The following is a 22,080-nucleotide window of genomic DNA, read 5'->3' as shown; positions in this document are numbered from 1 at the left end:
GACACTGACGGTCTCGGGAGTGTGCCGCCAGCGGCAGCTCAATGCCGCCGTCTCGAATAGTCGCCGGCCCACCTCATGGCTTGTTCGAAGGGGACGGCTGGGCTGTAGTAGAAGCCTTGCCCCAGATCGCAGCCGAGCCCCTTGAGGCGTGCCTCGATCGCACCATTTTCTACCCCTTCCGCCACGACCCGTCGCTTGAAGCTTTTGGAGAGACCAATGATCGCCGCGACGATGGCCTCGTCCTCGGGGTTGTCCAGCATGCCGATCACAAAGGATCGGTCGATCTTGATCTTTTGGGTCGGGAACGTGCGCAGGTAACTCAACGACGATTGGCCCGTACCGAAATCGTCCAGCGACAGCTGCAGCCCGAGTCGCAGGCATGCCTGAATGTTGGAGACGATGGTGTCGAGTTCTTCCGGGGGTGAGGTGCTTTCCAGAATCTCCAGCGTGAGCCTTCCTGCCAGGTCCCGGTCATGACGCGCCAGGGCGTGGTGCAGATGGTCGATGAAGCCGCTGTCGAGGAGGCTGGAGGGGTTGACATTGACGCTGATCGAATAGGGCAGCCCGCGCTGCAGGATCCGGTCGAGGTCTCTCAGCGCGGTGTCGATGACGTACTTGCCCACCTCGATATCGAGCCAGCTGTTCTCGATGGCGGGAAGAAAATCGCCCGGCGGCAAGACGTCGCCAGACGGGAGGCGCCAGCGGAGCAACCCCTCGAAGGCGGCGACCGTGTCGCCGTGATAATCGATCTTGGGCTGATAGAAGAGTTCCAGTTGCTGTCGCGACAGGGCGAGGTGCACGTCGCGGGCGACGGCCAGGCGTTGGCGTCTGGAGTGGTGATGCTCCAGATCGAAGCGGCAATAGCCGTTCTTTCCAGCTTCCTTGGCCGAGTACATCGCCTGGTAGGCGTGATGGAGCAGTGCGTCCGGGTCCTCGTCGTCGTCGGGGTAGCAGGTGACGCCCATGCTGGCTGTGAGGGTGAGCGCGTGCGTCGATGTTCTGATGGGGATGCGGAGCCGGTCGAGGATCCGGTTGCAGGCTTCAGGCTGCAACCTGTCGCGTAGGATGATGGCGAACTCGTCGCCTCCCAGGTGCGTCACCAGATCCTGTCTCCGCACCGCGTCGCGCAAGCGTCCAGCCATGACTTGTAGAACTTCGTCACCGATGGCGCTACCGTGCGATTCGTTGATGCACTTGAAGCCATCCAGGTTGATCAGGCAGACCGACAGGCTGTGATTGCGCTGCCGGGCGACTGCCAGCTCCGCCTCCATCAGCATCTGGAGCAGGCGTCGATTCGGCAGACCGGTCAGCGTGTCGATGTGGTCCCGGCTCGGCTTCAGGGCCGGCTGGGGCGATGAACGCTTGCCCAGCTCCTCCTCGACCTGAGTGGCGAGAACCTGGAGCATACCGAGATCGAGCGCTGACGAGGCGACCGGTGCCGTGTCGATAAGGCAAAGCGTGCCCATGCCCGATCCGGCGGGATCCCGCACCGGTACGCCGGCATAAAAGCGCAAATGGGGTGGCCCAGCGACCAGGGGGTGGCTGGCGAAGTCGGGATGTCGTCGGGCATCCTCGATGACCAGCGGTGCATCATGGCGGAGGGTGCGGTGGCAGAAGACCTGGGCGTCGGCGAGTTCAAGCGTTGTGTTTGGCCCGCGGATGTCGTGCCACTCACCACCTTTCGCCGGTATGAACCACGCATCCGTTACCTGATAGTGCCGTCTGGCGATCCAGCGTATTCGGTCGATGCGCTCCGCCGTGAGCGTGTCGATGGCACGCGGATGACACGGGGCATCCCGCTGATCCGTTTCGTCACGATCCCGATCCACGGTGTGGCACCTCGTCGAAAGCCGTCCTCTTCCTGCCGTTCGTGTGGCGCCTCAACAACCGATCTATAGTGATTTCATGGCCTCGAGCCATGGTCGTTACTCGCAACTCGACAAGGATTTGAATGAATAATTCAATACAAATTTGAACAATGGTTCAACTGAAATTGAACAAATAGTTCAAATTGATTCAATGGACGAAAAGAGCTTGTTCGCACTACGCCTCAAAGCGGCGCTGATCGCTGCCGGCTACCAACCTCGCCCCTCGGTACTGGAGCGTGAGTTCAACCTGCGTTACTGGGGGGCGCCCGTGACTTTCCAGGGCGTGAGACGGTGGCTGCGCGGCGACTCGATCCCTTCCCAGGACAAGTTGCAGGTTCTGGCTGGCTGGCTGGGCGTCGAGCCACAGGTCCTGCGCTACGGCGACCAATCCTTGCAGGTTCGCGGTCCCATGCAGGCGACCTGGGTGATACCCGTAGGAGGCGAGGAGGACGAGATATTGCGCATCTACCGTGGGCTCGACGAAGCGCAGCGCAAGATCTTGCGGCAGGTGGTCCTGACATTCGCCAGGGCCAACGACTTGCAGCCGGAGGATGCGGAGGGGGTGCCCTGACAGGCGCCGGCGACGGAGGCGGCCGGCTTCTGCTCCGTCGCGGCGCGCGGGTTATTGCTGCCGGGACCCCGCCAACTGCTGGCGGCGATAGTCGCCCTGGCGGTCCAGCATCCAGCCCGGGTACTCCGATGGCAGCGCGCTGACCTGGTCCAGGCGAGCCAACTCGTCCTGGTCGAGACGCACCTCGGTCGCGGCGATGTTGTCTTCGAGCTGATCGAGGCGCTTGGCGCCGACGATGACGCTGGTCACCACCTTCTGATGCAGGAGCCAGGCCAGCGCGATCCGGGCGACCGAAATGCCCCGGGCATCGGCGATCTCGCGCATGGTGTCGATGCAGTCGAAGCCGCGCTCCCGGTTCACCGGCGGGAAGTCGAAGGTAGCGCGCCGATCGCCCGCCTTGGCTTCGCCGTCCCGCTTGTACTTGCCGCTGAGCAGCCCGCCGGCCAGTGGGCTCCAGACCATCAGCCCCAGCTTTTCGCTCTCCAGCAGCGGCGCGATCTCGCGCTCGAGGTCGCGCCCGGCCAGGGTGTAGTAGGCCTGTAGCGATTCGAACCGATGCCAGCCGTTCTGCCGGGCGATGCCCAGCGCCTTCATGATCTGCCAGGCCGCCCAGTTGGAGACGCCGACGTAGCGTACGTGGCCGTGCTCGACCAGGGTGTGCAGCGCGCGCACGGTCTCCTCGATCGGCGTCGCGGGATCGAAGCCGTGGATCTGGTAGAGGTCGATGTGGTCGAGCTGCAGACGCTTCAGGCTCGCCTTGACGCCTTCCATGATGTGATAGCGCGAAGCGCCGCGATTGTTGATGCCGGTGGAGCGGTAAGGGTCGTCGGTGCCGGTGGGGCCGAAGACCTTGGTGGCGACGACGACGTCATCGCGCGGAACGCCCAGATTCCGTAGCGCCTGCCCGGTAATCACCTCCGACTGGCCCTGGGAGTAGACATCGGCCGTATCGATGAAGTTGATGCCGGCGTCGAGGGAACGACCGACCAGCTTGTCGGCGTCCGCCTGCTGCAGGTCGCCGATCTGGCCCCACATCTCGCCGTTGCCGCCAAAGGTCATGGTGCCCAGGCAGAGCTCGGAGACGAACAGGCCGGTATTGCCCAGATTGCGGTAGCGCATGATGACACTCCTGGTTATCGATGGGAGAGGGTCTCCACGGGAGTGAGTATGGGCCACGGCGGGAGCGGGATTGGCTCGATCCGGTCGGATCTTTGCCTAAACCTGCCGGAGTCACATCTTCACATGTCTCTCGGGAGAGGGATGGGATAGCCTGAACCGGTCGTCGGGAGGGGAATCGCCACCATGAACCAACGAGTCGATGCGTTGACGCCGCTCTATCAGAACGGGCCGACGGTCGAGAGCGACGGGCTGCTCGTGCATTACCGCCGGGAGCTGGTCGACTTGCTCGATCGTCTGACACGAGGTCGCGAAGGCAAGTTGCCGAGCGCCATACCCGGCCTGTCGATTCACCGGCTGAGCGCGCCGGTGCCACCACGATACGTGGTCCACGATCCCGTGTTCAGCGTGATCGCCCAGGGGGCCAAGCGGCTTTCGATCGGCAACGAGATCTACGAGTACGACCCGATGAACTACCTGGTCTCGTCGGTCGACCTGCCGGTATTGGCGGGCGTTTCCCAGGCCAGCCGGGCGGCACCCTACCTCGGGCTGCGTCTGGATCTCGACGTCGACCTGATCGGCGAGCTGATCCATGACGACAACCTGCCGCCCGATCCGGCGGCGGAACCGGCACGTGGGCTCTACGTGAACCGGCTCGAAGCCCCGCTGCTGGAGGCGGTGCTGCGTCTGCTGCGCCTGCTGGACTCGCCGCAGGACATCCCGGTACTGGCGCCGATGATCCAGCGCGAGATCGCCTACCGCCTGCTTCGTCATGGGCACGGCAACCGACTCCGCCAGATCGCGCTGCAGGATAGCCAGACCCGACGGGTCGCGGCGGCGATTCGCCTGCTGCGGGAACGTTACGCCGAACCGCTGCCGATCGCCGTCATCGCCGAGAACGTGCACATGAGCGTGTCGTCGCTTCATCATCACTTCAAGGCGGTCACGGCGATGAGTCCCCTGCAGTACCAGAAGCAGTTGCGGCTGCAGGAGGCGCGGCGATTGCTGCTCGCCGGCACCCTCGATGTGACCACGGTGGCGCAGCGCGTCGGCTACGAGAGCCCCTCCCAGTTCAGCCGCGAGTATCGGCGCTGCTTCGGCCTGCCGCCGCAGCGAGACAGGCAGCGCTGGCGCGCCTAGCCGCAAGGCCAGGGGGCAGGGCTCAGGGGATCATCGATGGCATCATGCGGTAATAGAGATTGAACAGTATCCACAGCGTGCCACCCACCATGATGGTGAGAATCAGCACCGTGAAGAGGATCAATTGCAGGTCCTCGCGCTTGTTCCTGGCCAGCGTGATGTGCAGAAAGAACCGGAAGTGCACCACGATCTGGATCACGCCGCAGACGCCGATGACCCAATAGAGCGTCGCGGTGGCGATCTGGGTGAACGCCGCCAGGCCGAACGGGATCAGCGTCAACACGGCCGCGAGCCCGAAGCCCCAGCAGTAGCTGCGAAGCTCCTGTGCCTTTTCCCGCGCTTCCTCGTCGCTGAGCTGTCGATGACTCATGCCGTCCCTCCCAGGTAGACCAGTGAGAAGATCCCGATCCAGACCACGTCGAGAAAGTGCCACAGGATCGCCAGGCGCATCAGGCCGGTCTTGGTCTGGGTATCGAGTCCGTGAACGGCGATCTGCCCCAGCAGTGCGATCAGCCAGATCGAGGCGGCGGTCACGTGGAGCCCGTGGAGCGGCACCAGCGCGAAGAACGCCGAAAGAAAGCCGCTGCGACTCGGCACGCCGCCCTCGGTGAACATCTTGTGAAAGTCGTAGAGCTCGTGGCCGAGAAAGGCGAGGCCTAGCAGCAGCGTCACCACCAGCCAGCCCACCAGCACCTTGCGATCGGTGCGGTACTTGAGTGCCAGCGACGCCATGCCGAAGGTGAAGCTGCTCACCAGCAGCAGCGAGGTCTCGATGAACGCGCTCTTGAGCTCGAACAACTCGCCGGGGCCGGGGCCGCCGGCGGTGCCGCCGAGCATGGTGACGTAGGTGGCGAAGAGCAGACCGAAGATGATCAGGTCGCTCATCATGAAGACCCAGAAGCCGAAGACCAGCGACTCGCTTGCCTCGTGGGCCTCGGCGTGGGCGTGCCCCAGGTTGAGGCCCGGGTGTCTGATGGGGGTCGAACTCATTGGACCGCTCCCTCGATGGGCGAAGCGGGCAGGCCGCGGTTGGCGGCGCTCTGCTCGTCGGCGCGGGTGACCGGCGTGAGCGATGCCAGCGTCGCGAGCCACGCTTCGTGCTGTCGGCGGACCTCGGCTGCCGGGATCAAGCGCGTGGTATCACGCACATAGCCGCGGGCGATCAGGGCGATCAGCGCCGCCACTCCTGCCGCCACGACCAGCCACCACTGGTACCAGGTCAGTCCGAATGCCAGCAGGAAGCCGGTGATGGCAAAGATCGGCCCCATGGCGCTGTTGGCGGGCATCTCGATATCTTCGTAGTCGTCGGGTCGCGGATGCGCGCCACCGCCGGTCTCCTTCTGGCGCATGTAGGCGTCGCGGCTGTGGACCTCGGGAATGACCGGGAAGTTGTATTCGGGCGGTGGCGACGAGACCGACCACTCGAGGCTGCGGCCATCCCACGGGTCGCCACCGGGCACGCGATTGGCATGGCGGTCGCGAACGCTGACCCAGAGCTGGATCAGCAGGCAGAGCATGGCGACGAGGATGATCACTGCGCCGACCATGGCAGCCACCGTCCACGGCAGATAGGCGGGCTCGAAGAATGCCACCGAGCGCCGCGGCATGCCGAGCACGCCAAGCGCATAAAGTGGGAAGAAGGCGAGCATGAAGCCGACGATCCAGCAGCACGCTGCTCGCCGGCCCCAGCGCTCTTCCAGGCGGAAGCCGAAGGCCTTGGAGAACCACAGGTTGGTACCGCCCAGCATGCCGAACAGCAGCCCAGGGATCAGCATGTTATGGAAGTGGGCGACCAGGAACAGCGAGTTGTGGATCTGATAGTCCACGCTGGGTACGGCAAGGATGATTCCCGTCAATCCGCCGATCACGAACAGCATGATGAAACCGATGGCATAGATCATCGGTACCGAAAAGCGAATACGGCCGCGAAACATCGTCAGCATCCAGTCGTAGATTTTGACCCCGGTAGGGATGCCGATCAGCATCGTGGCGATGCCGAAGATGGCGTTGATATGGGCGCTCTGGCCCATGGTGAAGAAGTGGTGCAGCCAGACCGTGAAGGAGAGCACCGCGATCGCCAGGGTCGCGATCACCAGGGCACCGTAGCCGTAGAGCTTCTTGCCGGAGAAGGTCGAGAATATCTCCGAGAAGATGCCGAAGGCGGGCAGGATCAGGATGTACACCTCGGGATGGCCGAACGCCCAGAACAGGTTGATGTAATTCATCATGTTGCCGCCGAGATCGGCGGTGAAGAAGTGGAAGTCGAGGTAGCGATCGAGTGCCAGCAGGGCGGTAGCGACGGTCAGCGGTGGCATGCCGAAGATCATCAGGATCGAGGTGCACAGCGCCGTCCAGGTGAACAGCGGCAGGCGCAGCCAGCTCATGCCCGGTGCCCGTTGCTTGTAGATGGTGACCGCGAAATTGATGCCGGTGAGTGTCGACGACAGCGTCGACAGGGTCACGGCCCAGATCCAGTAGTCGACCCCGGCACCGGGATTGGCCGCGCTTTCGGTGAACGAGGGATAGCCGCTCCAGCCGCCAGTGGAAAACGGCGCGAGCATCAGTGAGACCATGACGATCGCCGCGCCGGCGGCGGTGAGGCCGAGGCTGATCGAATTCATGACCGGAAACGAAAGATCCCGTGCGCCGATCTGAAGGGGCATCACGTAGTTGATGATGCCGGTCAGGAAGGGCATCGCCATGAAGAACACCATGATGGTGCCGTGGGTCGTGAACAGCTGGCCGAAGTGATCGGCCGTCAGGAAGCCGCCGTCCAGCCCGAAGGCCTGCTGCAGGCGCATGAAAACCGCTTCGATCACTGCCCGCGCCAACATCACCAGCGCAATGGCGATGAACATGATGCCGATCTTCTTGTGGTCGGGGCTGGTCAGCCATTCGCGCCACAGCCAGCGCCAGCGTCGGGTCCAGGTCAGCACCCCGACGACGATCAGGCCGCCGAGAATCACCATCGCACCCGCGCCGCTGGCAATGATTGCGTTGACGATATTCTTGGTCGTCGGGTCGACGATGGCGTCCCAGAACGGCAACGCGCTCCAGTCCAGTCGGCCCAGCATCCAGTCGGCCCAGTGAGTCATGGTCGGGCCTCCGGTGAAGACGAGGCATCGTTTCTCGTTCCGCCCGATTTGATCGATGACCAGTCGGGAGTGGCATGCTCGACGATATCGTCGAACAGGTTGGCGGGGAGATGGCCGAAGCGCAGGCGCCGATCGCCTTCGTGAGTGGCATTGTCCGCGCCGGGGGCCTCCAGCGATTGCACCAGCGCCCGGCCGGTATTCTGTGCCATCAGTCGATCGAAGACCCGGGGGCCGAGCGTCATGCCGCTCTCGCGGGTGCGGGTGACGAAGTTCTGAAATGCGGAATCGTCGACCACGCGGGCGACGAAGTGCTGGTGATGAAAGCCTTTGCCGTTGTACTGCATGTTCTTGCCGGGGAACTCGCCCTGGTTGTCCGCCTCGAGATGCAACTGGGTGACCATGCGGTTCATCACGTCGATCTGACTGCCGAGAGCGGGAATGAAGAATCCTTGCATGACGCTGGCGGAGGTCAGTTTCAGCGCCAGGGGGCGGTGGACGGGGACGACCAGCTCATTGACCGTGGCGATACCCTGGTCGGGATAGATGAACAGCCACTTCCAGTCGAAGCCCACGACTTGGACTCGCAGTGGCTTGACGTCCTCGCTACCGGAGAGGGGGCGGTACGGATCCAGCGCCAGCGTGCCGCGCCACGCCACCACGGCCAGGGCCACGACGACGAGACAGGGAATCCCCCAGATCACGATATCCGCCAGCTTCGAAAATCCCCAGTGAGGACGGTACGTCGATCGACTGCCATAGCGGTAGCGGACGATGAGCCACGGGGTGAGGATCAGCACCGGAAGAACCACGATCGACGTCAAGCCGATGATCACCCCCAGTTGATGCCGCTGCGCGGCGGCAATTGGTCCTTGCGGATCGAGAAACGAGATGGGGTGCTCACTACAGCCGGAGAGCCATATCGCCAGGAGGCCGATCGACCAGTGGCGATAGCGCGAGTGGGTTCGCAGATGGAAAAGGGGATGGAACACGGTGACCTCTGGAAACGTCCTTGTTTCGAAACTCAGGGTTCGCTAACCCAATTCGTTAGCCTCTTTACTATAGAAACGATTTTGATCGATGCCAGCGTCGTCTGGAGGGAGATTGTCATGACGATCGCAATGAAATTTGAGCATGGGTCGTATTGTCTGGAGCTATCGAGAATGTGTCTCAATAAGTCTTTGGCTATCGTGAGGGCCTCGCCGTTAGCGGGCTCGACAGATAACCGGTGAAATCGTGCGAAGGGCGCTCATGCTCCACTGCCGCCCAAATGGCCGAAGGTCGGTTTCCGGCGGTTGGACAGGGCCAGGGGTTCACTCTATAAATTGTGGTGCGCCCGGATCGAGCGGAGGCCCTGCCTGGGCCGGGTTCCCGCGCTCGAGTTTCGAGCGGTTCTGGAGGACAGCATTCAGGCAATCGTGTCGCGAACCTGACAGCCGAGTCTGCATGGCCAGGTGGCTATCGGCTCGTCGCGACCGCCCGCGAAGGGCATCGCCGCAGCAGTTATTGGTGCAGGTCGATCATCGTCCTGCAGCGTCGAATTAGGGAGAGATCATCGTGACTAGCGACAACCGCAAACCGACGACCACGGATGCCGGCATTCCGGTAGCGAGTGAGGAAAACGCCCTATCGGTAGGCCCCGACGGTCCGATCGTGCTGCACGATCACTACCTGATGGAGCAGATGGCGGCCTTCAACCGCGAGATGATTCCGGACCGCCAGCCGCACGCCAAGGGGGGCGGGGCCTTCGGCCATTTCGAAGTCACCCAGGATGTCAGCCGATACACCAAGGCCAAGTTTCTCCAGCCGGGCAAGAAGACCGAGATGGTCGCGCGCTTCTCCACCGTGGCGGGGGAGAGCGGCAGCCCCGATACCTGGCGGGATCCGCGCGGCTTCGCCCTGAAGTTCTACACCGAAGAAGGCAACTTCGACATGGTGGGTAACAATACCCCCGTCTTCTTCGTGCGCGACCCGATGAAGTTCCAGCACTTCATCCACTCCCAGAAGCGCCGTGCCGACAACGGCCTGCGCGATCACGACATGCAGTGGGACTTCTGGACCATGGCGCCGGAGTCCGCGCATCAGGTGACGTGGCTGATGGGGGATCGCGGCGTTCCCGCCACCTGGCGCCACATGAACGGTTATTCCAGCCACACCTATATGTGGGTCAACGCTCAAGGCGAGCGCTTCTGGGTCAAGTATCACTTCAAGACCGACCAGGGCATCAAATGCATGACCCAGGAGCAGGCCGACCAGATGGCCGGCAGCGATGCCGACTACCATCGGCGCGACCTGTTCGAGGCGATCAAGCGCGGCGACTACCCGACCTGGACGCTGCAGGTCCAGATCATGCCGTTCGAGGATGCCAAGACCTATCGCCTCAACCCCTTCGACCTGACCAAGGTTTGGCCCCACGACGACTACCCGCTCATGGAAGTGGGCAAGATGACGCTGGATCGCAATCCGGAGGATTTCCATACCCAGATCGAGCAGGCCGCCTTCGAGCCCAACAACATGGTGCCCGGCACCGGGCTGTCGCCGGACAAGATGCTGCTGGCGCGTTCGATCTCCTACGCCGATGCGCATCGTGCCCGTCTGGGGGTGAACTACAAGCATATCCCGGTCAACTCGCCCAAGTCGCCGGTCAACAGCTACAGCAAGGGCGGCGCCATGCGCATGCACAACGCCAGCGATCCGGTCTATGCGCCGAACAGCAAAGGCGGCTCCAAGGCCGACCCCGAGCGCTATCCGGAAGACGCGGTGTGGCAGGCCGATGGCGAATTCGTTCGCACCGCCTACACCCTGCGTCCAGCGGATGACGATTTCAGCCAGGCCAACGATCTGGTCAACAAGGTGATGGACGATGCCGCCCGCGACCGGCTGGTCAACAACGTCGTCGGTCACGTCTCCGGTGGCGTCGAGGAGCCGGTGCTGTCACGGGTATTCGAATACTGGCACAACATCGATGCCACGATCGGCAAGCGTATCGAAGAGGGTGTGAAGGCCAATCGCGGCAAGTAACGCCGATACCTAGCCGACACGGCATGACCAAGAGGCCCCGCTCANNTGAGCGGGGCCTCTTTCTTGCTGTTATTGCGGCGTCAGAAGCTGGACCACTCTTCTGTCTCCGACGTTTCCGGTCGTTTCGGCTGGCGCGAGACATTGGCATGGGTGGTGGCCACCGGCAGCGGCGCGGGGTTGTGTTGCATGGGCTGCGAGGCGTCGTAGCCCCGGAAGAAGCCGACCTCGCGAGCCAGCCGCTCCGCCTGGCCCTGCAGGTTGCCGGTCACGCTGGTGGACTCCTCGACCAGCGACGCATTCTGCTGGGTGACGCTGTCCATCTCGCCGACCGCGAGGTTGATCTGCTGGATGCCGGTGGATTGCTCGCGGCTGGCAACGGCGATCTCCGAGACCAGATCCGTCACCTTTTCCACATTGCTGACGATCTCGGCCAGCGTCTCCCCGGAGCGGTTGACCAGTTCCGAGCCTCGCGACACCCGTTGCGCACTCTCCGACACCAACTGCTTGATCTCGCCGGCGGCGTCGGCGCTGCGGCTCGCCAGTTGACGCACCTCCTGGGCCACCACCGCGAAGCCCCGGCCCTGCTCGCCGGCACGGGCAGCCTCGACCGAGGCGTTGAGCGCCAGCAGATTGGTCTGGAAGGCGATCTCGTCGATCAGGCCGATGATATTGGCGATCTGCTTGCTGGAGTTGTCGATCTCCTGCATCGCGGTGATCGCTTCATTGACCACTTCTCCGCCCTGCCTGGCCTGGCTGCTGACCTGCCCGGCCAGGCTGTCGGCCTGGGAGGCGTTGTCGGCGTTCTGCTTGACCGTATTGGTGATCTGCTCCAGCGCCGCCGCGGTCTCCTGCAGACTGGCGGCCTGCTCCTGGGTGCGCTGGCTCAGGTTCTCGTTGCCGGCCGCCAGCTCCGCGGAGATCGACTCGACGTTTCTGGCATTGCGCGCGACCTCGCCGATCACACTCGACAGCTTGTCCCGCATCGAAGCCATGGTGTCCAGCATGCGACCGAACTCGTCGCGGTAACTGGCATTGAGGCGCACGCCGAGATCCCCGTTGGCCAGCGACTCGGAGAACGTCGTGGCCTCCCGCAAGGGTCTGAGAATGCCGCGACTCAGCCACCAGCCGATGGCGATGGCGATCAGCAGGCCGAACAGAATGGCGCCGATGATCACGTTGCGGCTGAACTGATACTCCTTGACGCTCTGCTGGTAGCTGTCGAGGGTGGCCTGCCGGGCGCCGCGATAGAGCGAGGTGATCGTCTCGTAGAGGTTGGCATAGCCCTGGTTGACCTGCGCTTCGCTAGCTTGACCTCCGTCCAGATCGGTACGCAGCGCCTGTAGCTGCTGCTGGTAGCGATCGGCCAGTTGCCGCTCCGTGTCGCTCGACACCAGCGCCGGGTAGTAGCTGTTCCAGGCATCGTCGACGCGCTGGCGGTTCTCCTCGACTTCCTGGCGCTGGGCGTCGGAGAGATTGCCGGCCCCAACCCTGGCGAAGATGGTGCGATTGTCGCCAGTGGCACCCCGCATCGTGGAGAGCTGAATCATGGCCTGGACGTTCTCCGCGACGATGGATTGCATCGCCTGCTGGGTCTGACGGTTGCTGAAGACGCCCTGCACGCCGATCAGGATCAGCAGCAGGATGATCAGGCCCAACGCCAGGAATAGCCGGGCTTTGACGCTATGGAGCGCAATTCTCATGTTTGGTCCCTCAAAGCACTTTTTCAGATAAGGCGCGTGTTGCCACGCGGGCCCGCGTAGTTAAATTCCTATCGGCAAAATTCAATTTTTATTGAAGTGCAATTTAATTTTTGTCGACGCTAAAAGACGCGCGGTGGCGACTGAGTTTCGAGAGGTGTCGATCCATAGCGACAGGCGGCGTCGACGCGGCAGGATGGTAGGCGGGGACGAGGGAAAGAGGGAAAGAGGGAAAGAGGGAAAGAGGGAAAGAGGGAAAGAGGGGGCGGCGTCTCCTGGACGCCGCGCGAGGGGGCGGCTCAGTGACCGCGCTGCTTGATCTGGTCCTTCAACTGATCGGGTACCTGCTTGATGATCAGCCGATCCCGCTCGTCGTCGTATTCGATGCTGTTGCCGAGCAGATGGGAGTCGAAGCTGATCGAAACGCCGCTGGCGCGCCCGGCGAAGCGCTTGAACTGCTGCAGGGTGCGCTTGTCTGGCGGAATTTCCGCGGCGAGGCCGTAATCCTGATTGCGGATGTAGTCGTAGAACGCCTTGGGGTGCTGCTCGTCGACCAGCTCGGAGAGCTCGTCCAGCGTGATCGGCTCGCCACGCTTGGCCTGGGCATTGGCATAGTCGATCAGGGTGTCGGTCTTCTCCCGGCTCGCCTCCTCGGGCAGATCCTCGTTTTCCACGTAGTCGCTGAACGCCTTGAGCAGGGTACGCGTCTCGGCCCCGGCATTGACGCCCTCCTGACATCCCAGCCACTGCCGAAAGGCTTCCACCAGTTTCTTGTTGCCCCGATCCTGCACGTAGGTGATGTACTGGCGTGACTCTCCCCGTTGCCACTGGGTCAGGTCGATCCGCGCTGCCAGCATCAACTGGCCCAGGTTGAGCTGCTGGGCGGGTACGATGTTGAGATCGGGATCGAACCCGTAGCCGTCACGCTGATGGAGCAGTGTCATAGTCAGGGTTTCCGCCTCGCCCTGGCGCGAGTGGACGAACCACCAGTGGCCACCGATCGAGAGATGGGCGTCGATCAGCGGCGTCAGGCTTTCGGTGATCTGGCGGGTGAAGTCGGTGAAGTTGACCTCGCCGCGTCGATAGCGCGCCAGTTCGTAGGCGAAACGCGACGATGACGCCGTTTCGCCGTTGGTGTCATCGCTATCTTCCGCCTCACTTTCGACGAAGTGCCCCCACGCCTTGGGCTTGCCGTGAAAGCTCGAGTTGAACGCGGCCAGCAGCGACTCCGCCGTGGCGGTGTCGCGCATGGCTTCGCCGCTTGTCAGCGTGGCGGGCTGGTCGTCGCCCGGTTTATCAACGCGGTGGGCGCAGGTCTGCAGTATCGGCATGAGATGGCTCGTGAAGCGTGAAAGGGCGGGCCACCGGCCGGCAGCCCGCGAGAGAGACGATGACGTGTCCTGGCCGGCCCTCCTCAGGGACGGAGGCGATAGCCGGTGCGGAAGATCCAACTGATGACGGCCAGGCTGACGGCCAGGAAGACGCCGATCATGACCAGGCTGGCGATCACGCTGACGTCGCTGATGCCATAGAAGCTCCAGCGGAAGCCGCTGACCAGATAGACCACCGGATTGGCCAGCGTCACCGCCTGCCAGAACGGCGGCAGCATATCGATCGAATAGAAGCTCCCACCCAGAAACGTCAATGGCGTGATGATCAGCAGCGGCACCAGTTGCAGCTTCTCGAAGCTGTCCGCCCAGATCCCGATGATGAAGCCGAGCAGGCTGAAGGTGAGGGCGGTCAGCAGTAGAAACAGCATCATCATGAACGGATGCTGGATATGCAGGTCGACGAAGAAGTTGGCCGTGCCCAGTATCACCAGCCCCAGGATGGCCGACTTGGAGGCGGCGGCACCGACATAGCCGAGCACGATCTCGAAGTAGGAGATCGGTGCCGACAGCACCTCGTAGATGGTGCCGGTGAACTTGGGGAAGAAGATGCCGAAGGAGGCGTTGGAGACGCTCTGGGTCAGCAGCATCAGCATGATCAGCCCGGGCACGATGAAGGCGCCATAGCTGACCCCCTCGACCTCCTGGATGCGCGAGCCGATGGCGGCGCCGAACACGACGAAGTAGAGCGAGGTCGAGATGACCGGGGAGATCAGGCTCTGCAGTAGCGTGCGCCCGGCACGGGCCATTTCGAAAGTATAGATGGAGCGGACGGCTTGCAGGTTCATGGACGCTCTCTGACCAGGTTGACGAAAATATCTTCCAGCGAACTCTGCTTGGTGTGCAGGTCCTTGAAGCGGATCCCGGCGGCTTCGATCTCGTTGATCAGCGCGCTGATGCTGACGTGATCGCTATCGCCGGCCTCGCTGGCATCGTAGGTGTAGACCAGCACATTGCCGTCCTCGGCCAGCGTCAACGGGTGGTGGCTCAGCGCGGGCGGCACGCTGGCCAGCGGCGTCTGCAGGTGCAGCGTCAACTGCTTGCTGCCGAGCTGGCGCATCAGCGCCGCTTTCTCCCGTACCAGCACGATCTCGCCGCCATTGATGACGCCGATCCGATCGGCCATCTCCTCGGCTTCCTCGATGTAGTGCGTGGTCAGGATGATGGTCACGCCGCTGTTGCGAAGCTCCCTGACCACTTCCCACATGTCGCGCCTCAGCCCGACGTCGACACCCGCGGTGGGCTCGTCGAGGAACAGGATCTCCGGCTCGTGCGCCAGGGCCTTGGCGATCAGGACGCGGCGCTTCATGCCGCCGGAGAGCGTGATCAGCTTGTTCTTGCGCTTGTCCCAGAGCGACAACGCCTTGAGCACCTGCTCGATATGGCTGTCCTTGGGCGGCTTGCCGAACAGGCCGCGACTGAAACGCACCGTGTTCCAGACCGTCTCGAAGGCATCGCTGGTCAGTTCCTGGGGCACCAGGCCGATCTTGGCGCGGGCCGCGCGGTAGTCGGTGACGCTGTCGTGACCGTCGATCACGACGCTGCCGCCGGTGGCATTGACCAGCCCGCAGATGATGCTGATCAGGGTGGTCTTGCCGGCCCCGTTGGGACCTAGCAGCGCAAATATCTCGCCGCGCTGGATCTCCAGGTCGATCTGCTTCAACGCTTCGAAACCGGAGTCGTAGCGCTTGGAGAGACCGGAGATGGCGATCACCGGCGCCGGCCGGTCGGCGGGGGAGTCGGCTTTGGCCTGGTGCGCTGGCGCTGTGGGCGTCTCGTGATTCATGAAAGGCGATACATCGTGACGTGAGGGGCCATCATTGTAGGCGAAAAAGCGCGCCGGCTGGACCCGTGGAGAGCGGGAGCGTGCCGATGGGGCCGGAAAAGCGTGAAAAGGGGGCCTGCCAGGGCGTAAACGGGCGTAATGGCGCAGAGTTGTCTATAACGAACAGGCAACATAAAAAATCTTATCGATAAGGCCGGTGTCGAAAAGAGACCGAGCTCGTATCAGCAAGGAGGCCATTCATGCCACGTTCTTCTTTCCTTCATCGCACTGCCATCGTGTTGTTCGCTGCCATTCTCGGCGGTACGGCGTTGTCCGCCTGTACCACGACGACGACCGCCGACCGGGAGAGCCGCCTCGCCCAGCGCCAGCAGCTCGACCAGGACGTCCAGCAGACGCTGGACCGGCTCTACCGTTCGGTGCCGGAGGCTCGTTCGCTGGCGGAGCGCGCGAAGGGCGTACTGGTGTTCCCGGGCGTGCTGGGCGCCAGCTTCATCGTCGGCGCCAGCCATGGCGACGGCTCGCTGTTGATCGATGGCGCCAAGGCGGGTTACTACACCACCACCAGCGGCTCGATCGGCTTCCAGGCCGGGGCCCAGTCCCAGGCCATCGTCTACATGCTGATGACCGAGAAGGCGCTCAATCGGGTACGCAGCGACAACGGCTGGTCGGTAGGCGCCAGCGCCGGGGTCGCGGTGGCGGATATCGGTGCCAACGGCCAGATCACCAACAACACCGCCAACAAGGAGGTGGTGGCGTTCGTGATGAACAACCAGGGCATTCAGGGTGGCGTTTCGCTCAACGGCGCCAAGATCTCCAAGGTCAGCCCCTGAGGCGAGCCGAGTGATTCACCGGCCCAGCGCAGAAAACCCACCGTGAGGTGGGTTTTCTTTTGGCAGCGAGCCGGGAGAACGGCGGGCGCGAGGGCCTCAGGCGCTCTCGGGCAGCTCGGCGTTGTGATAGACGTTCTGCACGTCGTCGAGATCGTTCAGCATGTCGATGAACTTCTCGAACATCGCCACGTCATCGCCCTCGACCGGCGTATGGGTCTGCGGCAGGAACTGGATCTCGTCGGCCTCGAACTCGAGTTCGCCGAAGGCGTCGAGCAGTGCCTGCTTGGCCTTGGCGTAGTCGGTGTGCGGCGCGAAGACGGTGATGCGACCCTCCTCGCTCTCGATGTCGGTCACGTCGACATCGGCCTCCATCAGCGCCTCGAGCACGGCCTCCTCGTCGTCTCCGGCGAAGGCGAAGATCGCGCAGTGGTCGAACATGTGGCTGACCGTGCCCTGGGTGCCGATCTTGCTCTTGGTCTTGGTGAAGCAGCCGCGCACGTCGCCGAAGGTCCGGTTCGGGTTGTCGGTCAGGCACTCGACGATCACCATGCAGTTGCCGGGACCGAAGCCTTCGTAGCGTGCCGCCGAGAAGTCCTCGCCACCGCTGCCCTTGGCCTTGTCGATCGCCTTGTCGATCACGTGCGAGGGGACCTGGTCCTTCTTGGCCTTGTCGATCAGCCCGCGCAGCGTCAGGTTGCCGGAGGGGTCGGTGCCACCGGACTTGGCGCAGACATAGATTTCGCGACCATACTTGCTGTAGACCTTGGTCTTGGCATCGGCCGTTTTGGCCATGGATTCCTTGCGATTCTGGAAGGCCCTACCCATTGTCACTACCTATCAGGTTGTCAACGACGGGCGAGATTTTACGCAACATCGCGCCGATGTTGCAGGATTATTTGGCCTTTTCCGCACCAATTGACCGCCCCCGGGCGACGAGACAGCGTCAATCTCGCCGTGCTCTGTTATTCTGCCGCGCCCGAGCATGACATGGCGAGACCGAGGCGTCCGCCGGTTGACTGCATCGATCCCTTCATCTCGACCAGGAGCGCCTGCCGTGCCCGATACCGACCACCACGAGACGCGCCGCGGCGAGGAACGGTCATCCTCGGCGCAGCCGCTCGAGCCGTTCTCGTCGCTGCCGCTGCCGCCGGCGCTGCAGGACAATCTCGCCTCGCTGGGCTATCTGACGATGACCCCGATCCAGGCCGCCAGCCTGCCGCCGATCCTGGACGGCAGGGACGTGATCGGCCAGGGCAAGACCGGTTCGGGCAAGACCGCGGCGTTCGGGCTCGGCCTGCTGTCGGCACTCGAGGTCGCCCGGTTCCAGGTCCAGGCGCTGGTGCTCTGCCCGACCCGCGAGCTGGCCGATCAGGTCGCCGAGGAGCTGCGCCGGCTGGCCCGCATGCTGGCCAACGTGAAGATTCTCTCGCTCTGCGGCGGCGCGCCGCTGGGTCCGCAACTGAATTCGCTCTCCCATGGGGCGCACGTCGTCGTCGGCACGCCGGGTCGCATCGAAGAGCATCTGCGCAAGGGCTCGCTGGACCTGTCCGCGCTCGGCGTGCTGGTGCTGGATGAGGCCGACCGCATGCTCGACATGGGATTTCAGGCCGCCCTCGATGCCATCGTCGCGGCCACGCCGGCGACACGCCAGACGCTGCTGTTCAGTGCCACCTATGGTGACAGCGTGCGGCCGGTGGCCGAACGCATGCTGCGGGAGCCGGTGACGGTGGAAGTGGCCTCGACCCACGACGAGCAGAGCATTCACCAGCATTTCCATCAGGTCGCCGACGAGCCGGCCCGTCTCGCGGCCCTGCGCCAGCTGCTGCTGCACTACCGGCCGGAATCCAGCGTGGTGTTCTGCAACACCAAGCGCGAGACCCAGGCGGTGGCGGACGAACTGGCCGCCATGGGATTCAGCGCCGAGGCGCTGCACGGCGATCTCGAGCAGCGCGATCGCGACCAGACGCTGATTCGGTTCGCCAACAAGAGTCTCTCGGTGCTGGTCGCGACCGACGTGGCGGCACGCGGATTGGATATCGACGCCCTGGATGCGGTATTCAACTACCAGATTGCCCGTGAACTGGAGGTGCACGTGCATCGGATCGGTCGAACGGGGCGTGCCGGCGCGAGCGGCGTGGCCTGCACGCTGTTGACCGAGAAGGAGGCCTATCGACTCGAACGTCTCGAGGCGTTCCTGGGGGAACGACTGCCGGTGGAGCCGTTGCCTGGCCGTGCCGGCGCCGGACAGCAACCGTTTCAACCGCGCATGGCGACGCTCCAGATCGACGCCGGCAAGAAGCAGAAGATCCGCCCGGGTGACGTGCTGGGGGCCTTGACCAACGGTGACGACGCCATCGAAGGCGACCAGGTGGGCAAGATCAAGGTGCTCGATCGCAGCGCTTATGTCGCGGTCGAGCGCGGTATCGCCAAGCAGGCGCTGACGACGTTGAGCGCCGGTAAACTGAAAGGGCGCAGCTGTCGGGTGCGCCGAATCGGACGCTGAGGATAGCGAGGACCTGTGAGGATAGCGAAAGCATGAAAGTACCCAAGCGATTGCAGCCGTTGGTCGAGGATGGCCTGGTGGACGAGGTCGTCAGTCAACTGATGAGTGGCAAGGAGGCCCAGGTTTTCGTGGTTCGCTGCGGTGACGAGCTGCGCTGTGCCAAGGTGTTCAAGGAAGCCAAGCAGCGCAGCTTCAAGCAGGCGGTGGCCTACCAGGAGGGCCGCAAGGTGCGCAACAGCCGCCGCGCGCGGGCGATGTCGAAGAAGACCCGCTACGGCCAGCGCGAGCAGGAGTCTGCCTGGTTGAACGCGGAAGTCGACGCGCTCTATCGCCTCGCCGAGGCGGGCGTGCGAGTACCGACGCCTCATGGCTTCGTCGACGGCGTGCTGCTGATGGAGATGATCGTCGATGCCGATGGCGACGTTGCGCCACGTCTCGATGACGTCGAATTGACGCCGGAGCTGGCGCTCGAGTATCACCAGCGCCTGATCGGCGAGGTCGTCCAGATGCTGTGCGCGGGGCTGATCCACGGCGACCTGTCCGAGTTCAACATTCTGGTCGGTGCCGAAGGGCCGGTGATCATCGACCTGCCCCAGGCGGTGGATGCGGCGGGCAACAACAACGCGCCCTGGATGCTGGTGCGCGACGTCGACAATCTGCGCGGCTACTTCGGTCGCTTCGAACCGGCACTGCTGAAGACCGACTACGGCAAGGAGATCTGGGCGCTCTACGAGGCTGGAGAGCTCCACCCCGAGGTTCGGCTCACCGGGCGGTTCGTGCCGGATGCGACGCTCGTCGATGTCAGCGATGTCATGCAGGTCATCGACGCCGCCCGCGAAGAAGCGGCGGAGCGCCAGGCGCGGGAGCAGGATGACGACGAGCCGGCGTGGTAGTGGGCGACGAGGCAGCTGTCATGCCGGCAAAAAGCGGGGCGTCGTCGGCACGGCTTGATCGGTGCGGGAGGGGAGCGTCTACACTCTGAGCACACCATCAGGCGATCCTTCGAGGTCGTCGCGTTCAAGGAGTGCCCCATGCAAGTCATCAATCTCAAGTCTCCCGGCGGCCTGGACCAGCTCAAGCTGCACGAGGTCGAAGGGCCGGGAGAGCCGGGCCCGGGAGAAATCCGCGTCCGCCTTCACGCCAGTTCGCTCAACTTCCACGACTATGTCGTCGCCAGCGGAAAATCCCCGACCGAGGAAGGTCGAATCCCCATGGCCGACGGCGCGGGCGTCGTCGAGGCCGTCGGCAAGGGCGTCACGGAGTTCGTCACCGGCGACCATGTCGTCTCGACCTTCTTCCCCCACTGGCTCGATGGACCGGCGCGTGTGGCCGACTTCAAGACGGTGCCGGGGGACGGCGTCGATGGCTACGCCCGCGAGCAGGTGGTACGCCCCGCCCACTGGTTCACCCATGCGCCCCAGGGGTATACCCACGCCGAAGCGGCCACGCTGACCACGGCCGGCCTCACCGCCTGGCGCGCATTGGTGGTCGACGGCGGCCTCAAGGCCGGCGATACCGTGCTCACGCTGGGGACCGGCGGTGTCTCGATCTTCGCGTTGCAGCTGGCCAAGGCGATGGGGGCGAGGGTCATCTCGACCTCGTCCACCGAGGAGAAGATCGCCCGGCTCAAGGCGCTGGGTGCCGATCACACCATCAACTACCGCGAAGAGCCGGAATGGGGCAAGAAAGTCCAGGCGCTGACCGGCGGCCGCGGTGCCGATCACGTCATCGAAGTCGGCGGACCGGGCACCTTGCCGCAATCCATCGACGCCGTGGCCATTGCCGGCCACATCTCGCTGATCGGTGTCCTGACCGGTCGCGGCGGCGATATTCCCACCTCCAAGCTGATGGCGAAGCAGGCCAGGCTGCAGGGGCTGATCGTGGGCAGCCGTCGTCATCAGATCGAGATGATCCGCGCCCTCGAGATCACCGGACTCAAACCGGTCATCGACAGTTCGTTCTCGCTCGACCGAATCGCCGATGCCTTCCGCCACCAGGAGTCCGGCAAGCACTTCGGCAAGATCTGCCTTGAGTTCTGATCGTTAGCGCCAACCGCTAGCGCGGACCCCGAGGGCAGCCCGCAAGCGCCGCCGGACANNTGTCCGGCGGCGCTTTTTCACACCTTCCGATCGCTGTCAGCTATCCGTCTTGCGGGAAGCGGGGCGCAGGTCGTAGTCGAAATACTGGTGCATCAGGGTTTCGAACGTGCCGTCCGCGTAAACGCCATCCAGCGCCTGGTTGAAGATGTCGGCCAGATCCTGGTCGCGAGGGCGCACGGCGATGGCGTTGCCCTTGCCGAAGATCGACTCCGGCCGGTCGATGCGCGGGCCCACCTGGACGAACTGGCTGTCGGGATCGCCGATCTCCAGTGAATCCAGCGCCACCGGATAGTTGAGGAAAGCCAGATCGAGCCGCTGCGACTCCAGGTCCAGCGCCACATCGGCCGCGGTGGCGTAGCGCTGAATGTCGAGCGTGTCCGCGTATTGCTGGGTGATGTAGCTGTCCTGGGTGGTGCCGCGCTGCACGCCGACCGACAATCCCTTCAGCGAGGCGGGGTCGTCGAGATCGATCGTCTCGCCGCGGCGGGCGACCCACACCTTGGGCGACATCGCATAGGGGCGCGTGAACAGCACCTGGCGCTCCCGCGCCGGGGTGATCCGCATCGACGACATGATGGCGTCGTACTTGCGCGAGAGCAGGCCGGGGATGATGCCGTCCCAGCCCTGCACCACCCATTCGCAGTCGAGCTTGGCGCGCTGGCACAGAATGTTGCCCAGATCGATCTCGAACCCCTCCAGCTCACCGGCAGCATTGCGGTATTCGAACGGCGGATAGGGCACGTCGACGGCGATTCGCACGTGCTGTGGTGTCTCGGCCTGGGTGGCGGCGTTGGCCGGCGAGGCGATGAACGGTAGCGCGGTGAACAGGGCAACGGCGGGCAGCGTCAGACAGGCCAGCTCACGAGTCGCGAAGCAACGTGGTGTCACGGAAAGATCCTTGAAGTTGTGAGGTTGTTATCGGTGCCGAGCGATTGTTGATAGTGCGGGGCAGCGGATGGCCCTACCCGA

At 63.8% G+C, this 22,080-nt stretch carries 19 protein-coding genes; 7 read left to right on the top strand and 12 right to left on the bottom strand.

The features are described from left to right. Positions 1–38 precede the first annotated feature (38 nt). Positions 39–1,829: a sensor domain-containing phosphodiesterase gene (locus tag DOM45_RS06480; protein WP_110598695.1), complete on the bottom strand. Its 1,791-nt coding sequence runs from the start codon at positions 1,827–1,829 to the stop codon at positions 39–41. Between the two features lie 205 nt (positions 1,830–2,034). Between DOM45_RS06480 and DOM45_RS06475 the strand changes: the two genes are divergently transcribed. Continuing rightward, the gene (locus DOM45_RS06475) at positions 2,035–2,439 is read left to right on the top strand and encodes a transcriptional regulator (protein WP_280951284.1); all 405 of its coding nucleotides are present in this window, start codon (positions 2,035–2,037) and stop codon (positions 2,437–2,439) included. A gap of 51 nt (positions 2,440–2,490) precedes the next feature. Here the strand turns inward: DOM45_RS06475 and DOM45_RS06470 are convergent, their stop codons facing one another. Continuing rightward, positions 2,491–3,558 (bottom strand): aldo/keto reductase, encoded by a 1,068-nt coding sequence (locus tag DOM45_RS06470; protein ID WP_110598693.1) that lies wholly within the window; start codon positions 3,556–3,558, stop codon positions 2,491–2,493. 183 nt (positions 3,559–3,741) lie between these two features. On the opposite strand from DOM45_RS06470, the gene DOM45_RS06465 reads away from it, so the two are divergent. Continuing rightward, complete coding sequence (locus DOM45_RS06465; protein WP_110598692.1) at positions 3,742–4,695, top strand: AraC family transcriptional regulator; 954 nt, start codon at positions 3,742–3,744, stop codon at positions 4,693–4,695. 22 nt (positions 4,696–4,717) lie between these two features. On the opposite strand, the gene cyoD is transcribed toward DOM45_RS06465, so the two are convergent. Genes cyoD through DOM45_RS06445 form a run of 4 tightly spaced genes read right to left on the bottom strand, consistent with a single transcriptional unit; the run spans position 4,718 to position 8,779 of the window. After that, entirely contained in the window at positions 4,718–5,065 is a 348-nt protein-coding gene (cyoD, locus tag DOM45_RS06460; RefSeq protein WP_110598691.1) for a cytochrome o ubiquinol oxidase subunit IV, read from the bottom strand. Further along, complete coding sequence (locus tag DOM45_RS06455) at positions 5,062–5,685, bottom strand: cytochrome c oxidase subunit 3 (protein ID WP_110598690.1); 624 nt, start codon at positions 5,683–5,685, stop codon at positions 5,062–5,064. Before DOM45_RS06455 ends, cyoD begins: the two co-directional genes overlap by 4 nt. Further along, positions 5,682–7,790: a cbb3-type cytochrome c oxidase subunit I gene (locus DOM45_RS06450; RefSeq protein ID WP_110598689.1), complete on the bottom strand. Its 2,109-nt coding sequence runs from the start codon at positions 7,788–7,790 to the stop codon at positions 5,682–5,684. Before DOM45_RS06450 ends, DOM45_RS06455 begins: the two co-directional genes overlap by 4 nt. Beyond that, positions 7,787–8,779: a cytochrome ubiquinol oxidase subunit II family protein gene (locus DOM45_RS06445; RefSeq protein WP_157958359.1), complete on the bottom strand. Its 993-nt coding sequence runs from the start codon at positions 8,777–8,779 to the stop codon at positions 7,787–7,789. Before DOM45_RS06445 ends, DOM45_RS06450 begins: the two co-directional genes overlap by 4 nt. A 565-nt stretch (positions 8,780–9,344) precedes the next feature. Between DOM45_RS06445 and DOM45_RS06435 the strand changes: the two genes are divergently transcribed. Further along, complete coding sequence (locus tag DOM45_RS06435; RefSeq protein WP_110598686.1) at positions 9,345–10,808, top strand: catalase; 1,464 nt, start codon at positions 9,345–9,347, stop codon at positions 10,806–10,808. A gap of 80 nt (positions 10,809–10,888) precedes the next feature. On the opposite strand, the gene DOM45_RS06430 is transcribed toward DOM45_RS06435, so the two are convergent. The 4 genes from DOM45_RS06430 to DOM45_RS06415 all read right to left on the bottom strand — a co-directional run bounded on the left by DOM45_RS06430 (position 10,889) and on the right by DOM45_RS06415 (position 15,679). Continuing rightward, entirely contained in the window at positions 10,889–12,508 is a 1,620-nt protein-coding gene (locus tag DOM45_RS06430) for a methyl-accepting chemotaxis protein (protein WP_110598685.1), read from the bottom strand. Positions 12,509–12,804: 296 nt separating this feature from the next. Continuing rightward, on the bottom strand, positions 12,805–13,836 hold the full coding sequence (locus DOM45_RS06425; protein WP_110598684.1) for a nucleoid-associated protein: 1,032 nt from the start codon (positions 13,834–13,836) through the stop codon (positions 12,805–12,807). An 83-nt stretch (positions 13,837–13,919) separates the two neighbouring features. Continuing rightward, positions 13,920–14,681, bottom strand: a complete 762-nt coding sequence (locus DOM45_RS06420) for an ABC transporter permease (RefSeq protein ID WP_110598683.1) — start codon at positions 14,679–14,681, stop codon at positions 13,920–13,922. Continuing rightward, entirely contained in the window at positions 14,678–15,679 is a 1,002-nt protein-coding gene (locus DOM45_RS06415; protein WP_110598682.1) for an ABC transporter ATP-binding protein, read from the bottom strand. Before DOM45_RS06415 ends, DOM45_RS06420 begins: the two co-directional genes overlap by 4 nt. A 239-nt stretch (positions 15,680–15,918) precedes the next feature. Here DOM45_RS06415 and DOM45_RS06410 point away from each other — a divergent pair, with 239 nt between their 5' ends. Then, positions 15,919–16,509 (top strand): BPSL1445 family SYLF domain-containing lipoprotein, encoded by a 591-nt coding sequence (locus DOM45_RS06410; protein WP_110598681.1) that lies wholly within the window; start codon positions 15,919–15,921, stop codon positions 16,507–16,509. Between the two features lie 96 nt (positions 16,510–16,605). On the opposite strand, the gene DOM45_RS06405 is transcribed toward DOM45_RS06410, so the two are convergent. After that, a complete protein-coding gene (locus DOM45_RS06405; RefSeq protein WP_110598680.1) occupies positions 16,606–17,334 on the bottom strand; it encodes a YebC/PmpR family DNA-binding transcriptional regulator in 729 nt (242 codons plus the stop codon). Positions 17,335–17,644: 310 nt separating this feature from the next. Here DOM45_RS06405 and dbpA point away from each other — a divergent pair, with 310 nt between their 5' ends. The 3 genes from dbpA (at position 17,645) to DOM45_RS06390 (ending at position 21,051) form a co-directional block, all read left to right on the top strand. Beyond that, positions 17,645–19,012, top strand: a complete 1,368-nt coding sequence (dbpA, locus tag DOM45_RS06400; protein ID WP_240612319.1) for an ATP-dependent RNA helicase DbpA — start codon at positions 17,645–17,647, stop codon at positions 19,010–19,012. Between the two features lie 32 nt (positions 19,013–19,044). Then, positions 19,045–19,905 carry a PA4780 family RIO1-like protein kinase gene (locus DOM45_RS06395; RefSeq protein ID WP_110598678.1) on the top strand — a complete coding sequence of 287 codons (861 nt, stop codon included), beginning with the start codon at positions 19,045–19,047 and terminating at the stop codon, positions 19,903–19,905. A gap of 138 nt (positions 19,906–20,043) precedes the next feature. Beyond that, positions 20,044–21,051 (top strand): zinc-dependent alcohol dehydrogenase family protein, encoded by a 1,008-nt coding sequence (locus DOM45_RS06390; protein ID WP_110598677.1) that lies wholly within the window; start codon positions 20,044–20,046, stop codon positions 21,049–21,051. Positions 21,052–21,147: 96 nt separating this feature from the next. Here the strand turns inward: DOM45_RS06390 and DOM45_RS06385 are convergent, their stop codons facing one another. After that, the gene (locus DOM45_RS06385) at positions 21,148–21,999 is read right to left on the bottom strand and encodes a transporter substrate-binding domain-containing protein (RefSeq protein ID WP_240612301.1); all 852 of its coding nucleotides are present in this window, start codon (positions 21,997–21,999) and stop codon (positions 21,148–21,150) included. Between the last annotated feature and the right edge of the window lie 81 nt (positions 22,000–22,080).

Origin of the sequence: Salinicola lusitanus (assembly GCF_003206045.1) — a bacterium.
GTDB classification, from domain to species: domain Bacteria; phylum Pseudomonadota; class Gammaproteobacteria; order Pseudomonadales; family Halomonadaceae; genus Salinicola; species Salinicola lusitanus.
Note: the sequence above shows the minus strand (reverse complement) of the source record. Positions and strands in the feature narration are given on the sequence as shown.